The organism is Caballeronia sordidicola, from assembly GCF_000729995.1.
GTDB classification, from domain to species: domain Bacteria; phylum Pseudomonadota; class Gammaproteobacteria; order Burkholderiales; family Burkholderiaceae; genus Caballeronia; species Caballeronia sordidicola_A.
This window is the reverse complement of record NZ_JNFG01000002.1, coordinates 34,789-49,231: the sequence shown is the minus strand read 5'-3', so window position 1 is coordinate 49,231 and position 14,443 is coordinate 34,789. Positions and strand designations below refer to the sequence as shown.

Annotated in this window: 12 protein-coding genes; 1 reads left to right on the top strand and 11 read right to left on the bottom strand. The window is 61.4% G+C overall.

The genetic code is table 11. The annotated features are described in order from the left end of the window. Positions 1–12: 12 nt before the first annotated feature. On the bottom strand, positions 13–1,017 hold the full coding sequence (locus FH08_RS0101150; protein ID WP_031356548.1) for a hypothetical protein: 1,005 nt from the start codon (positions 1,015–1,017) through the stop codon (positions 13–15). Positions 1,018–1,390: 373 nt separating this feature from the next. Between FH08_RS0101150 and FH08_RS0101145 the strand changes: the two genes are divergently transcribed. Further along, positions 1,391–2,416 (top strand): GlxA family transcriptional regulator, encoded by a 1,026-nt coding sequence (locus tag FH08_RS0101145; RefSeq protein WP_075583272.1) that lies wholly within the window; start codon positions 1,391–1,393, stop codon positions 2,414–2,416. An 82-nt stretch (positions 2,417–2,498) separates the two neighbouring features. On the opposite strand, the gene FH08_RS0101140 is transcribed toward FH08_RS0101145, so the two are convergent. From FH08_RS0101140 to FH08_RS0101095, 10 genes are all read right to left on the bottom strand, one after another. Beyond that, positions 2,499–3,434, bottom strand: coding sequence for a KpsF/GutQ family sugar-phosphate isomerase (locus tag FH08_RS0101140; RefSeq protein ID WP_031356546.1), 936 nt, complete (start codon positions 3,432–3,434; stop codon positions 2,499–2,501). Then, positions 3,431–4,240, bottom strand: coding sequence for a 3-deoxy-manno-octulosonate cytidylyltransferase (gene kdsB / locus FH08_RS0101135; protein WP_031356545.1), 810 nt, complete (start codon positions 4,238–4,240; stop codon positions 3,431–3,433). The genes FH08_RS0101140 and kdsB overlap by 4 nt, the downstream gene beginning before the upstream one ends. Beyond that, positions 4,224–4,772 (bottom strand): KdsC family phosphatase, encoded by a 549-nt coding sequence (locus FH08_RS0101130; protein WP_031356544.1) that lies wholly within the window; start codon positions 4,770–4,772, stop codon positions 4,224–4,226. The genes kdsB and FH08_RS0101130 overlap by 17 nt, the downstream gene beginning before the upstream one ends. Then, positions 4,769–5,635: a 3-deoxy-8-phosphooctulonate synthase gene (gene kdsA / locus FH08_RS0101125; protein WP_031356543.1), complete on the bottom strand. Its 867-nt coding sequence runs from the start codon at positions 5,633–5,635 to the stop codon at positions 4,769–4,771. Before kdsA ends, FH08_RS0101130 begins: the two co-directional genes overlap by 4 nt. A gap of 110 nt (positions 5,636–5,745) precedes the next feature. After that, positions 5,746–6,771 (bottom strand): hypothetical protein, encoded by a 1,026-nt coding sequence (locus FH08_RS0101120; protein WP_031356542.1) that lies wholly within the window; start codon positions 6,769–6,771, stop codon positions 5,746–5,748. A 13-nt stretch (positions 6,772–6,784) separates the two neighbouring features. Beyond that, positions 6,785–9,025, bottom strand: a complete 2,241-nt coding sequence (locus FH08_RS0101115) for a polysaccharide biosynthesis tyrosine autokinase (RefSeq protein ID WP_031356541.1) — start codon at positions 9,023–9,025, stop codon at positions 6,785–6,787. A 52-nt stretch (positions 9,026–9,077) separates the two neighbouring features. Further along, positions 9,078–9,515: a low molecular weight protein-tyrosine-phosphatase gene (locus FH08_RS0101110; RefSeq protein WP_031356540.1), complete on the bottom strand. Its 438-nt coding sequence runs from the start codon at positions 9,513–9,515 to the stop codon at positions 9,078–9,080. A 3-nt stretch (positions 9,516–9,518) separates the two neighbouring features. Then, positions 9,519–10,679: a polysaccharide biosynthesis/export family protein gene (locus FH08_RS0101105; RefSeq protein WP_031356539.1), complete on the bottom strand. Its 1,161-nt coding sequence runs from the start codon at positions 10,677–10,679 to the stop codon at positions 9,519–9,521. A gap of 79 nt (positions 10,680–10,758) precedes the next feature. After that, the gene (locus tag FH08_RS0101100) at positions 10,759–13,716 is read right to left on the bottom strand and encodes a YjbH domain-containing protein (RefSeq protein ID WP_031356538.1); all 2,958 of its coding nucleotides are present in this window, start codon (positions 13,714–13,716) and stop codon (positions 10,759–10,761) included. Positions 13,717–13,720: 4 nt separating this feature from the next. Further along, the gene (locus FH08_RS0101095) at positions 13,721–14,428 is read right to left on the bottom strand and encodes a YjbF family lipoprotein (protein ID WP_235210252.1); all 708 of its coding nucleotides are present in this window, start codon (positions 14,426–14,428) and stop codon (positions 13,721–13,723) included. Positions 14,429–14,443 lie beyond the last annotated feature (15 nt).

Below are 14,443 nucleotides of genomic sequence, written 5' to 3'. Positions count from 1 at the left end.
CAGCGACGCTTCTTAAATAAGCTGCCTGACTGCGTAGTACAAACTCCTTCCGAACCTCACGCTCATCTTCGCTTGCAGGGTCCTGAGGAACTCACTGCGGAGTATCTCCACTTCACGGCTTGCCCGCGGAGGCAGAAGACCTACCGCCTGAATGAAGTCGTCCACCTCATGCGTACCCATGTCGTCTTCGAGCACGATCATTTGATGGCCAGGCTCCGCCGACATCTCATCCACATCGCGAGCATCTGTCGCGCAAGGCAATGACCGCGATGCCCCGAGGGCGCCCGCCGGCATGAGCAAGACATCGGCGGCGTCGAAGTCGCACGTGCCGTTGGCGCACGCACCCATGATCCGTACCCGCCCGGGAAATGTTGCCGACAGATCGGCGAGCCACGCCGCCGGTTCGTGACCGACTCCAGCTATGAGTAACCGCGAGCTTGGAGCCTGCATCAATGCGCGAATTAATGCAGCTTGCCGGGCGATGCCGGTAGATGAAAACTCGTCACTGACCACCGCCAGCGCGAAGTCGTTATCCGACACGTTCATCCTGGCGCGAGCGCGTTGTCTTACCGCGAGCGGCACCTCACCGCGGCGAGGGTCCGGTAAGACTTTGACTTTGACTGCGGCCGCTCCCACTGCCCCCGCATCGAAGCGCGAATCGAACGTAAGCAAGGTCGCACGCGACGCAAGAGAACGGCGCGTTCTCCATTCGCTGTCGACAGGCGACGCTTGAGGATTCTCCCGGCGCATGTCCAACGCGAACACGGAAGCGGGCCCGAACCATCGCCTTAGCGCGAACGCACATTCGGCGAACGCTTCGGCATAAGCCTCGACACCCACGAAGACATAAAGATTGCCGGCAGCGCCCCCATGACTGTCCGCATGTGCCCGTTGCACCATCGCAAGCAGGTGCGCCGAACTGATGAGCGTTGCGCTTTGCGAGCCCCCGCGCAACTCGGCGTTGATGAATTCGACTCCCGCAAAGCTGTCAACCCCTACACCCCGCCATAGCTGCATAGACCTGGTAAGAGGGGCGACCACCTTGATGGTCACACTCGAAACAGAGCGAATTCCCTTTACCGAATCGCAAAGGATTTTTATCGATGCCGGATGCATCACTGGAGTTAACAAAACGATAGACGAATGCAATGCCTTCTCAAATAGTATGATGAATTAAGACCAAGCTGAATGGTGGTTTGAGTCTTGATAAACAATGAAATTAGAAGATTTCTTATTGCTTATCGATGGCCAATTATTTACGATTTTTTTCTGATTATAGATACATATTCTTAACTAATTCGGACAATACATATCCTTTTTGAGACAGTCGGTAAAGGAGCTTTTCTTTGTTAGCTAGAATGGTTTTAGGGCACACACTAACGAGAAAAAAATGAACTTAGAGGTTGCAAGATCCTGGGAGAACTCAAGACGGGTAGTCTCCATCGAGCAAGGGAATCGTCGGCACGGGCACGCGACCAACAAGCGGATCGCCATCCTGGTCTACGAGAACTGCTCGTTCGTGGAGGTCGGACTGATTGTCGAGACCTTCGACCTCGCCAATCTGGCCGCTACGACTCAGTACGGTCAGGCTCCACATTATTCGATATCCTTATTATCGAGCCGGGGAGGTCGCGTTCAGTGCTCCAACTCCATCAGCATGGACACGGACTCTGTCGACTCGTCGAATCCGTCCGGATACGACGCTTTGTTCATTGCGGGAGGCGAGGGTGCATCGGCTGCGGCCAACGACGACCGGACAACCGGGTGGCTCAAGCGCGTGTTCCAGACCGTGCGGGTGGTGCAGGCGGCGGGCAACGGCACGTTGTTGCTCAAGGGCGCTGACCTGCCCAACGCGCGCGGCATGATCATCCCGATACGGCCGTCGGGCAGGCAGCACATCCAGGGACCGGGAAACGATGTGGTGATTGACGTCAATGCCGGTTCGCCGGTCATCACTGCCCTCTCTCTCATCAAGAGCGACTTCGATTATGAAACAGCGGAGGGCATTGCCGAACGCCTCATGCCCTTTCCCGGACGTTGGCTCGAACCGCTGCTCGGCGACCCGCCCAACGCAAACGTTGCTTCAACAATCAAGGAAGCGACTCGCTGGATAGAAGAGCATTGCGCCCGTCCGATCACGGTCGACGACATTGCACAGAGCGTGTCTATGGGCGAGCGCACATTTCTCCGGCATTTCAAGGCCGAAACCGGAATGCCGCCTTCCGAATACTTATTGCGTACCCGCCTTGATATTGCGTGCCGGTTATTGATCACCACGACTTTACCGATCGATAAGGTGGCGCGGCGATGCGGAATGCGCAGCGGCACCCGGCTGGCGAAAATCTTCAAGCGGCGCCTGGGTATTTCCGCCAGTGACTACCGTAACTGCGCGCGTGCCGACTTCGGCAATACCTGAATCTCCAGAGTCCAGTGCCAAGCCCCGATCGCGGGCTTCGGCACTTTTCAACCTGCGGCGCTTTTCAGCCCTGATTCCAGGGCTATTTCTTGAATACCCCGACAATGCCCGCGTGATCGACTACGAGTAGTGAAGTGATCTTGTGCCGCTCCAGCAGCGCGAGCGCGTCTTCCACCCTCGTGCCGATCCGCGTGGTAACCGGGTTGCTCGACATGAACTCGCTTGCCGATTTGCTGAAGGCATCTTGTCCATGCACCTCGATCACGCGCCGTATGTCGCCATCCGTCACGAGACCATGACCTTCCCCGGTCCTGACGATCGCGATTCCCAGGTTGCTCTTCGTCATGACCGACACGACTTCCATCACCTTCGCGGCAGGGTCGACAAACGGTAACGCGTCGCTGATCATTTCGTCCTCGACCATCCGCAAAAGGCGCCGGCCCAGCGACCCTCCGGGGTGAAACCGGGCGAAACTCTCGGGCCGGAAATCGCGGGCTTCCATGAGCGTAACTGCTAATGCATCGCCCATTGCGAGTGTCGCCGTGGTGGACGCGGTCGGAGCCAGCTGCAACGGGCACGCTTCGCTTTCCACCGCCACATTCAGGTGGCAATGCGCCGCGTTCGCCAGCGTCGAGCCGGGCTTGCCGGTCATCGCGATCACGGCATTGCCGTTCTGCCTGAGGAACGGCAAGAGCTGGATCACTTCATGCGTCTCGCCCGAATTCGAGATTGCTACGAACACGTCGTTGTCCTTCACCATGCCCAGATCGCCGTGATAGGCCTCGCCGGGATGCATGAAGAAGGCCGGCGTGCCGGTGCTTGCCAGCGTGGCGGCAATCTTTCGCCCCACAATGCCCGACTTGCCCATGCCGCAGACGATCACCCGCCCGCTCGACTCCAGGATGGTGCGCACCGCCCGCGAATAGTCCTCGTTCAGGCGAGCCGAAAGTGCGGCCACCGCGCGTGCTTCTATGTCGAATACGCGCCCGGCGGACGCTATAAAAGTGGCATCGTTCATGAATATGCTCCGTTACCGGCAATTAGAAAGTCGGATACGCGCTTCACGTCGTCCCATGTGTCAACGCCATGCGGGGGCGCTTCAGGCCAGGTCATCACCTTGATCGGAATGCCGAGCCAGATCGCGCGCAACTGCTCGAGCTTCTCCCATTGCTCGAGCTGGCATAAGGGCTCCCGCGCAAGCGCGCCAATCACCGAGCGGCGATACGCATAGATCCCAATATGGCGCAGGAAAGCGGGCAACGGCCATTGATGTAGCGGAACATCCCGGCAAAACGGAATGGGTGAACGGGAGAAAAGCGCCGCGTCACCCGCTGCATTGACGACAAGCTTCACGATGTTCGGATCGTGCAGATGCGCCGGGTCAGTGACGGACGCGGCGACGGTGGCCATGCGCAATTGCGGATCGGCGTTGCAGAACGCGATGAATCCGGTGAGCAGCGCGCACGGCAGCAGCGGTTCATCGCCCTGTACGTTCACGACGAGATCATCGGCGTGCCAGCCGAGGCGCTCTGCCACTTCCGCGCTTCGATCCGTACCTGATCGATGTTCCGGGTCGGTCAGCAACGCCGGGACGTTGTAAGCGTCGAGCACGGCGGCGATGCGGTTATCGTCGATTGCGACGATCACGTCAGTCTGCCCATTCTCACCATCCAGTGCATCCAGCGCGGCCCTGACACGCCGGTACACGCGCACGATCATGGGCACGCCCGCGAGTTCGATCAGCGGCTTCGCGGGCAGCCGCGTCGAACCGTAGCGTGCGGGAATGACTACATGAACCCGCGAGCAGTCATTGCCTGACGTCATGTCGGCTCCATTCGTCGATAAGAGGCGCGTAGGCGGCGTCCAGCGACAAGCCGCCCAGCGCGAGGAGATGGTCAGCCACATCGCGGGCGACACCGTGACCGCCGATGCAGGGCGTGACGTAGGCCGCAGCGCGCCGCACGAGCGGATGGGCATCGGCCGGTGCGCAGGAATAGCCTGCGATGGCCATGGCCGCGAGATCGATCACGTCGTCGCCGACAAACGCAATCTGCGCATCTTGCAGCGCGCGCTGCGAGCGGATGCGTTCGTAGGCGGAGCGCTTGTTATCGCATCCGGCGACCACGACATCGAACTCCAGTTGCCGCGCGCGCAACGTCAGCGCCGGGCTCGAGCGCGCGGACACAATGCCTGTCGCAATGCCGTGCGCGCGCAGCAACGCGACGGCAACACCGTCTTTCACGTTGAACGGCTTGATGCATTCACCTTCGCCGTCCAGGTAGATTGATCCGTCCGTCAGCACGCCGTCGACATCGAACAACACGAGCCGGATGGCCCCGCGATAGCCGCTGCTCACAGGAGGCCTTCCTCGATGGGTGCGAACGACTTGACCAGGTCATCGACCGCTTTCATCTGAACCAGGAACGCTTCGAGCAGCGCGAGCGGCAATGCGCTCGGACCGTCGCAGCGCGCCTGCTCCGGGTTCTCGTGCGATTCGAGAAAGAGTCCGGCCACACCCGCGGCAAGACCGGCGCGCGCCAGTTCAAACACCTGTTCGCGGCGGCCGCCGGACGCTTCGCTTCCGGCGTCGCGGCGCTGCAGGCTATGCGTGACGTCGAAGATCACAGGGCTTCCACCTGACGCTTCACGCATCGTGCGAAAGCCAAGCATATCGACGACGAGGTTGTCGTAGCCGAACGAACTGCCGCGCTCACACAGCATGACGTTGTGATTGCCCGCCTCATGGCATTTGTTCACCACGTGCTTGACCTGTGCCGGACTCATGAACTGCGGTTTCTTGATGTTGACGGCGCGTCCGGTCCGGGCGATAGCCACCACCAGATCCGTTTGCCGCGCAAGGAATGCGGGGATCTGCAGCACGTCGACCACTTCCGCCACCGGCTTCGCCTGTTCGATCTCGTGAACGTCGGTCAGCACGGGGACGCCAAAGCGCAGCTTGACCGCCTCGAAGATCCGCAAACCCTCGTCGAGACCCACGCCGCGGTATGAATGCATCGACGAACGGTTTGCCTTGTCGAACGATGCCTTGAAGACAAATGGAATACCCAGGCGTTCCGTGACGTCGACATAACGCGCGCAGGCAGCCAGCGTCGAATCGAGGTCTTCGAGCACGTTAATGCCGCCGAACAACACGAACGGCGCTTGATTGGATACGGTGATGTCGTTTGAAATTACCAACGATTGTTGACTGGCAGTCATGGCTGTTGTCCAGGTGGCTTGGCATCGGGACCCGTCGTGGTGACGGGCAGGATTGACTCAAAGGCATAACGTCGATCAGCGTACAACGCACAATGTGCATTTCGTGCACTTCACTTGCTTAAACAACCGGCCTCATGCGTGGAGCCGCACACCAGGTTCGCGGCTGGCGTCGCTTGCCATACATCGACGGAGCGCACGGTCATGGGCTGCGCACTGCCGCTGCCGAGAATCAGAACGAGGTGATCCTTGTCGAGCACGCTGAAGCCAGCGGTCTTCATCTCGGTCTCAGGCGATCCGTCACCGGCGCGTGCCCAGGCCATGGGCTTGCCGACCGGCTTGCCATCGAAGAAAAATTGCGCTTTTCCCGGTTGACTGGCGTTCGCCGGAATCCACAAAAATCCGTATCGGTGATAACGGCTGAAGTCCGTGCCGGACGGCGTGCGCATGCGCACATCGAGATTCGCGGTCGAGCGGGCGCAATAACCCGAGGGGCAAGTATGCTGATACACGCCGAACCAGTCATGCAACGCACTTCCGTATAAATCGCCCGGCAATCCGAACCGCTGCAGATCGTATTCGAAGATGTCCACTTCAATGAAACGCCGGTAACCCGGCGGCTGACCCGGCCACTGTTCGCCGGCCAAGCCTGCGAGATGCTCGATCGCCATGCTCCAGAACGCCGGCCATCCGCGCTGCGCGGCCGAGCGTGAGGCCGCGGGGTCGAACTTGAGCTCCGCCTCCATGTACGCACCGCCGCCAAAGGCCGTGCCGATCCATCCGGGCCCGCTCAGGGCGGGTGCAGCAGTCGCCACGCCATAGTTCGCGCGGCCGCTGTCGCCCAGCGTAATGCCCTGCTCGCCCGAGTCCGGCTTTGATAGCGCCGAGCGCTCCAAAGGCGGGTAGCCGAAAAACCGTCCACGGAACCATTGGAACTTCGCGTTGCGCTCGTCGCTCCAGTCCACGGTCACCGGCTCGAAGCGGCTGCGAAACGTGTGAGTCGTGTAGCCCGCGCTGCGTGCCTCTGGAGGCACGGTATCCATGGACGTCTGCGCGGAAGTTTGCACGGGCTGCGCTGCGGCGAGCGCAAACACGGGCAGGAAAGCCAGCCCGGCGCATACCCGTCCGATCATGGACATCACACTCTTTCGCTTATTTTTTTGCATCGCTTTCGTACGCGTAGGCTGCATAGCGATAGGCGCCGTACTTCGAACCATAACCGTATTTCACATGCTTGAGGTTCAGGCCGTTGAACAGCACACCGGTTGGCTCGACACCCGCCTGGGCCAGCCGTTTCACTGTCTCCGTGATTTCGCCCATCTTGGTCACCGTTGCCCAGGCGACCAGGAACACCGTGCCCGCGGCCGGCGCGAGAATGCCGGCGTCGGCGGCGACCAGCACGGGAGCCGTATCGATCACCACAATGTCATACGCTTCGGACACGTCTTTAACAAGCTTGAGCAGACGGTCGTTGAGCAGGAGTTCAGCCGGGTTGCGCGGCTGCGCGCCCGTCGAAATGAAGTCCAGGTCCGGCACCACGCCGCGATGCACGGCCGCCTCCACGCTGGTTTGGCCCGAGATGATCTCCGACAGTCCAACACCGCGTTCCAGCCCAAAATACTGGTGAAGATAGCCCTTGCGCAAGTCGGCGTCGATCAGCAGCACGCGTTTGCCGGCCGTCGTCAGCACGGTGGCGAAGTTCGCCGAGACAAACGATTTACCCACCGACGGCGCCGGTCCTGTGATCAGCACCACGTTGTTCTTTGCGTTGAACATCGTGAACTGAAGCGCGGTTCGAAGGCTGCGGAAACTCTCAATGGAGGGATCCTCCGGTGCATCCAGCGCCAGCAGCTTCACACCCGGCGACTTGGCACGAATGCGCTTCGACAACGCCGTTTGATGCTCGCTCAACGGAATGGTGGAATACACATGCAGTCCGCTGCGCCGCTCAATTTCATTAGGATCACTGATACCACGGAACAGCATGTTCCTGACGAACGCCACCACAACGCCGAGAAACGCGCCCGCGAGGAATGACCCGAGCACGACCAGCAGACGCTTTGGTTTCACCGGATCTTCAGGCGTGATCGCCGTATCGACCAGGCGCACGTTGCCGGTCTTGCCCGCCTTGACCAGTTGCAACTGCTGGAAGTTGTTCAATAGCGACGTATAGAGATCCGTATTCACCTGGACTTCGAGCATCGTGCGGACAATGTCCTGCTGCGCGTCCGGAAGCAGCTTGAGCTGCGCCGCGGTGTTGTCGGTGAAACGCTGCAAGCTCGCCAGTTGTTCATCAATCGCGCGAATGGCCGGATGCGTCGGGCTGAAGCGCAGCAGCAGCTCTTCGCGGCGCTGCTGCAACTCGAGCAGCCGCGTCTTGGCATCGGCGGCCTGGCCGAGTGAGAGCTTCGCTTCCTCGGTCATGTCAATCGATCCGCGACGGTCACGCATCGCGGTATAGCGCGCCTGTGCTATTTCGAGCCGCGACTTGATCTGAGGCAACTGAGTATCGAGAAACTTGAGCGACTGCGCCGCTTCCGCGGACTTGCGCTCGACGTTTTGAGCAACATACTGCGTGGCGATAGCATTCAACAGATCCGACACGCGCCGCGCGTTCGTATCCTGCAATGCGGCAATCAGGATGCCCGACTGCTTGACCTTCTCCTGCACGTCGAGGTTGTCCTGCAGGTTTTCGATGGTCTTGACCTTGGAGTAACGCTTCAGGATGAACTGCGCGCCCGGGTTGCCGCGCACGGTGTTGACCAGCAGGCTCAGGTTGCCGTACGACGAGGGAATGGTTTCGAGCCGGCCGACCTGACCCGTGAACGGCTGGTCCAGGTCACTGCCGGACAAACGGTAATGGGTGGCATCCGTGACCGTCAGCGTGAATCGTTTGCTCTCGAGGTCTTGCGGTACGTCGAAACGCTGGACGTCGATACGTTCGCCGCCCCATCCGTAACCACCGAATCCGAGCAGCCCCGGTGTGGACAGATCGTCGTTCTGCCTTGCCAGCCAGTTGCCGATCACCGGAAAGCGCTTCGGACCCGCATCGATATAAGTCCGCAGCTTCTCGACTGCCCGCGTGACCACGAGCCGTGACGCGAGGATCTGGCTCTCGGCGGCGGCGGTCGACTTCACGTCGAAGAGGGACGATACATCGCCGAGCATGCTCTTGGCCGCCGAGGAGTCGGGACTTTCCTCGACCTGGATCATGATGTCCGTCTGATAGACGGGCTCGGTGGCGAACGCGTACAGGAGGCCGAGCGCCAGGCAGGCGCCGGTCACGAGAGCGATCAGCCAGCGGCTCTCGATCATGACATCCAGGATCGTGACGAGATCGAGATCTTCTTCTTTATCGACCGGAGGCGATGGAGGACGTGTCATTAGATTCATTCAATTGCGCCAAGGTAAGCAATGCGCCAGCAAGGAAAAAGTACCTGACGAATCAGGCCGTGAGGGCGATGCGTTGCGCCCATTCGTCGACGCCCGCTTCGATCAACGCAAGGCATTGCTCGAAGTCGGCACGACTGCCGCCGTAGGGATCGAAGATGTCGCGGTCGTGGAACTCGCCCAGGCGAAACACTTTGCCGCGGGTCGCCCGGTAGGTCTCCTGGATCACGCGCTTCTGGTTCGCGTCCATCACAAGGATCATGTCGACGCCGGAGCAATGTGATGCGCTGAGCTGGACCGCGCGGTGCGCTTCAATGTCTATACCGCGCTCAAGCAGTAACTGGCGACCTAACGGATCCGCAGGCATGCCCGAGAGCGCGCCCAGACCTGCCGAGAGCACCTGGAACTCGGGCAGGCGCGCGCGCAGGAGGCCTGCGGCCATCGGGCTGCGGCAGATATTGCCAATGCAAACAGTCAGGATCGAACGGATCATGCGTCAGTCGCCTCGTGCCGTGCGTTGCAGGTAATAGGCGCCGGTCGTACTGCCGACGAGCGGCGTAATAAAGCGATCCCAGCGGATCACGCCCGGTGCGTCGACGTACACCACGTCGTCACTCCTGAGCTGGAAGCTGCTGGCGAGCGACATGGCGGAGGGCGACTTGCTGTCGAGGTGATACACGACTGGCAGCGCGCCATCCACGTGACGCCGGATCACATAGATCTCGCTCGCGTCGGCGGTGACCTGGCTCACGCCGCCAGCGTCGCCCAGTGCGTCGCTCAACGTCAGGCGGCCGTCGCTTCGGAACGGCACCGGGCTCGGCTTGCCGACTTCGCCCATCACGACCACGCGGTGTTCAAGCAACGGCGGCACGCGGATCACATCGCCATTGCGGATCGCAATGGCCGTCGTGCTCAGCCCCTTCGCGTGGAGCTCGCTCAGGTCGATGTCGTAGGTAGTCTCGCCGCGCGTCAACTGGATGCGTGACCGGTCGCCCGTCGGTGCAATACCGTCGGCCTGGTTCAGCATCTCCGCGAGCGTGGCGGGAATGTCGTTGATCGCCTTCACGCCGGGCGTACGGACTTCGCCCTCCACGTACGCTTTCTGGCTGCGAAAACCGACCACTCGCACCGTGACTTGCGGATCGGTGATCACACCGGTCAGCTTGCGGGTCACCGCGTTCTGTAACTCCTGTTCGCTGAGCCCTTCGGCACGCAGACCCTTGACGTAGGGAAACTGCAGCAGCCCGTTCTCATCGACGACATAACCCGGCACGCTTTGCGATGCCATGCCGGCGCTGCCGGGCATGGCGCCGTTAGTGCGCTCGATGTCGTAGGTCAGGTTCGGCATGACCAGTTCCGGGTGGTCCCATACGATGATCGACAGGACGTCGTGCCGGCCGATCCGGTAGGGCTTCGGTTTGCCGAGCAACGGCGCATAGCGGGTATCGGCCGTGAGCTGTTCACGCTGGTCAAGCAGGTCGCGCTGGATCAGCGCGAACGTGATCGGCGTGACCACCGGGACCGAGTTCGGATCGCTCGGATCGACCGGCTTGGACGCGTCGAATTTCATGCCGGGAGCGAGCATGCACCCGCCGAGCAACATGCAGGCAGACGACAGGACCACGATCAGTTTCGACGACACAGCAAATTTTTTCATAGTCAACAGATTGGATGGTGCAACCGATGCACGCGGCCGATCGACCGCGCCTCTCATCGGCGATCGAACCACGTGCGCTCTATTCCGGACCAGTGGTCGCGGGCGTTGGCGGTGAGAACCACAAGTTGCGTGGGTTGCTCTCGTCCGTGAGGTCATACAGCGGGAACTGGCGCGCGAGCTTGGCCCCGCCATCGCGGGTAAGCGGCGACCAGCGGATGGCCGCGACCCCGGAGGTCGAATGCGTGAACAGCGCATCAAATGGAATCGTCACGTAGATGCCTTTGTCAAAACTCCCTTCACCGAACTCGCTGCTCGACACGTTGGTCTTGGTTGCATAAGCCCCTATGCGCACGCCGTTGCGAAACACGCGGCTGATATCGAGCGTCGCGCCGCGGTCTTTCGCGAGGTACTGTCCAACGCTCAGGTCGACCTGCACGCCGTGCCAGCCGGTGTCCCAATAGAGCGTCACGTTGCCGGTGGTCACCGAGTAATCGCGCAACGCAAAGTCCTGCCGGAAATCCCGCTGCTGGACCCGGTTCACATCGACGCCGACCGCCAGCGGACTCGACCATGGCCGATACAGCCACTCGCCGCCCACACCGGCGAACATGCTTTCCAGATAGCCGCCATAGACGCTGTAGTACTGGTCGCGGCCAAGCGCGCCCACGTGCGTCAGTTGCAGCAGCGGCATGGTGAAGCGCGATGTCGTCAGGTACTCGCGAAGGTAGGTCCGCACCCGCGGCAGCGAACTCGGCGCCGTGTAGGTGAACTTGTCGTAGTTGTCGACGAGCCCCAGGTTCAGGTCGCCGGCAAGCCACGTATCGCGGCGCAGGCGTGCTTCGGCATACGCGTTCAACGACAACTGATACAGCACGAATCCGTTCGGGCCGCCGAGCGTCTGCTGATACGCCGGCCCGACCGACAAGGTGAAGCGCTTTGGCTCCTGCCGGTAGATGTCCGTATACATGCCCTTGGGCGGCGGACCATCCGGCATCGCGGCAGGCGGCATCTTGAACACTGCCTGCTGCCGGTCGACAGGCGCCAGCAGGCTCGCATGGTTGCGCACCCAGGTGTCGCGCTCGATCGCATAACCGGTCACGGGCAAGCCGCGCGACACGAGCGTCACGCGAAACGCGCGAACCTCCGGCGGTGCATCGCGGTTCAACACGGCGGCGATGCGGTCAATCTTGTCTGCGAGGTAAAACGCATCGATCTCGTCGAAAGCGACGATGAGCTGCGAACCATCGCGATAGATGCTCTGCACCCGGAAGCCGGTTTGTTGCTCCAGGGCTTGTGCGGTTCCACTCCAGTCCGTCGCAGCCACCGCGGGCGCTGCTTGCTGAATCAAGGGCTGCATAACGGGCTCTGCGACTGGCTGTATGACGGGCTGCACCACGGGCTGCATCAAGGCCGGCAACGGCGCCGGATCGCTGACCTTCGGCGTGCCGATATCCGGCAGCTTGCCGTGCAGTGTGATACCCAGCATTGCCCGGTTGCCGCGTTCCAGCGCGGCGCTGACATCGATGTGGGACGACACGCGATACACCGCGCCAATGTTGAAACTCGACCGTGTCGTGAAGTGCTGGTGAAACGGTTCGTTTTGATAGTTGTTGCCGTCGTACTCGAGTTTCAGCACGAGCGGGGTCCAGGGCGTCTGGTACTGAACGCCGCCAAACAACGACATCGGTCCGCGAAAATACGCCTTGGAAAAAGTCCCCGAGTTGACCACATTCGAGTCCGGCGCGGGACGGGTCTTGAATTTGTCGCTGATGATCGATAAGGGGTTATCGATGTTGCCGCGCGCGCCCAGGTAACCCCAGCCCAGACCAAGGCTCCAGTCGAAGTCGCCAGTGCGTTTGTTCGCCACCAGGTACTCGCCCGAAAACAGGCCCGTGCCGCCAATATCCCTCATCCCCAGCGCAACCGCCGGCCGCATCGCCGTCTCGGATAGCAACCGGACCTTGAAATCGATGCTCTTGTCCTTGTAGCTCTGCGATCCGCTTAACGACGCCGGCCCATACTTCTCCGAGCTGATGTCCGTATAACGAAAATCAAACTCCAGCCAGTCGAGCGGCTGCAGCATCACGTTCACCCGCGTGTACGGCGAGGTCGTGGAGATGCCGATCGACGCTTCGCCCGCTTCGCCCATGCGGGCGGTTGGGGTCTGCAACAAGCCAATCGTGCCCCAGTCGCTTGCGGTAACCGGCAGATCGCGGTCATGAAATTGCGCCGCAGCCGGCGACAGCTCCTCTTGTGAGTCCGGCTGCAGCGGAGCATCGTGCCCTGCGTCGTCGAGTCCCGACGGGCCTTGCGTCGCAAAGAAGCTCGCAAGACGCACCGACAAAGACTCAGGCCACCCCGCTGACCTGTCCGGCGCCCAGATCCATGCGCCGGGCGCAGGCGGCTGCTGCGCCGTCCGGTTCCACAACCCGACATTCACCTTCTGCACCACGCCGTCGGGCTGCACGACCCACGCGTCGTCAGGCGCCGCATGCGGATCGCAGCTTCGGATGTAATAGCTCGCTTCCGCCTGCGCCACATGCTTTACTTTGCATAGCGAACCATCTCCGCGAATCACGGTAACGCTTGACGGACGTTCGGGAATCGCCACCGCGTCGCCCGCGTTCAGCACGGGATCCTCCGCAGGATTCGCCTGCAGCCAGCGCGGGTCCGCCTCCTTGAGCACCACGCGCCCTGTTGCCGGGCGCGCGGCAATCAGCGCGCTCAACCCATCCCGATCCGGTTGCGCGGGCGCAGCCGGACCAGCCAGGTAGCGGACCAGGTCCAGCAGCGTTTGACGTGCACCCTGCTGCAACGAACGCTCCCGCGCCGACTGCCATTGAATGCCTGTGACATAGATGTCTCGTTCACGCTGGGCAGGCAAGGCCAGTTGGCTCGCCAGCCAATCGCCCAGGCGCACAGGTGCACCGATGGTCACGGCCTGCGCTCCAAAAACATGTACCGATGTGCATGACAGCAAACAATAAAGCGCATAACTTCTTCCGCGATCGAGCGCGTCCCTGACTCCAGTCGCCATAACGTCAGACTTCGGCCGGCCAGCGCTGCCAGCTCAGACAGAGCCGGTCATCGAGACATTGTTCGCCGTAGACGACCAACGCGTGGCCGTCCCTTTGCAATACGCCATAACGCGAATCGCGTAACCCGATGCGTCCCTGCGTGCGCTCCGCAAACCAGCGCAAGGCCGATGCCTTCGGCCCGCTGTAACGCGTGTTCGCCGGCATATCGATGGGCGTCACGGTGACGACGTCGGCTTCGCCGAAGTCATACGCCGGCATCACGTCACGGCGGCGTGCATACGATGTCGGCGCGCTGATCGAGAGCCAGTCCGGCGGTGCCGAGAGGCGCACATTCAACCACTCGGTCGCCATCCCTGTCGCACCGATCAGGCGGCCGTTCTGAATTCGCAGTACTTCACCGGCGCCCGAGTACCACACCTCGACCGGGCCGGCCGCGTTCTGCTCCACGTTACCCAGCACGAGCAGTGCAGAGCGCCCTCTCGACGACACCTTCAGGTACTGATGTTCCTTCGCGAGAACGGTGCGATCGATCTGCGCGTCGCTGTTCTGACGTACAAAGGAATAACTGTCGGAGAGCGCCCGCATCGGATCCGAGCACGCACCCAGCAAGGTCATCGCGGCGCAGGCGAGGCAGCGTGCGAACGCCGGTGAAAACAACCGATGCGGTGCATGGCCGCGATGGCTGTCATGACGCGAGTGGACACGGGACACGGAATCGAGCGCGCG

Coding starts and splice junctions, on each gene's coding strand:
- FH08_RS0101150 (WP_031356548.1), bottom strand. CDS start 1,017: ATGCAGCTATGGCGGGGTGTAGGGGTTGACAGCTTTGCGGGAGTCGAA.
- FH08_RS0101145 (WP_075583272.1), top strand. CDS start 1,391: ATGAACTTAGAGGTTGCAAGATCCTGGGAGAACTCAAGACGGGTAGTC.
- FH08_RS0101140 (WP_031356546.1), bottom strand. CDS start 3,434: ATGAACGATGCCACTTTTATAGCGTCCGCCGGGCGCGTATTCGACATA.
- kdsB (WP_031356545.1), bottom strand. CDS start 4,240: ATGACGTCAGGCAATGACTGCTCGCGGGTTCATGTAGTCATTCCCGCA.
- kdsA (WP_031356543.1), bottom strand. CDS start 5,635: ATGACTGCCAGTCAACAATCGTTGGTAATTTCAAACGACATCACCGTA.
- FH08_RS0101120 (WP_031356542.1), bottom strand. CDS start 6,771: ATGTCCATGATCGGACGGGTATGCGCCGGGCTGGCTTTCCTGCCCGTG.
- FH08_RS0101115 (WP_031356541.1), bottom strand. CDS start 9,025: ATGAATCTAATGACACGTCCTCCATCGCCTCCGGTCGATAAAGAAGAA.
- FH08_RS0101110 (WP_031356540.1), bottom strand. CDS start 9,515: ATGATCCGTTCGATCCTGACTGTTTGCATTGGCAATATCTGCCGCAGC.
- FH08_RS0101105 (WP_031356539.1), bottom strand. CDS start 10,679: ATGAAAAAATTTGCTGTGTCGTCGAAACTGATCGTGGTCCTGTCGTCT.
- FH08_RS0101100 (WP_031356538.1), bottom strand. CDS start 13,716: ATGGCGACTGGAGTCAGGGACGCGCTCGATCGCGGAAGAAGTTATGCG.